Source organism: Ensifer sp. ZNC0028, from assembly GCF_000799055.1.
Lineage (GTDB): Bacteria > Pseudomonadota > Alphaproteobacteria > Rhizobiales > Rhizobiaceae > Ensifer.
The window spans coordinates 1-266 of record NZ_JTLA01000208.1; the positions used below are offsets into that span (position 1 = coordinate 1).

General features: G+C 63.2%; 1 pseudogene. It reads left to right on the top strand.

The window, feature by feature from the left end:
- Nucleotides 1-158, top strand: a pseudogene (locus L981_RS35720) (5-dehydro-4-deoxyglucarate dehydratase); the annotation flags it as partial.
- Between the last annotated feature and the right edge of the window lie 108 nt (nucleotides 159-266).

Consider the following 266-nt stretch of genomic DNA (forward strand, 5'->3'; position numbering starts at 1 on the left):
GCAACCGCGCCAAGGGCTATGCGGTGTCGGCGATCAAGGCCGGCGTACGGCTGCAGGGTTTTGATGCCGGTCCGGTGCGTGCGCCGCTGAAAGACCTGACCGAGGAGGAGGTCGCCATGCTCGACGCGCTGATCGGTGCGAACAAGCGTCGGAAATGAGCGTATTGCGAGGATAGCCCATGAAGATCGTCGCCGTCCGTACCCATCTTCTCGAACATCGGCTGGCCGTGCCGTTCGAAAGCGCCTCCATGCGTTTTGACCGTCGCG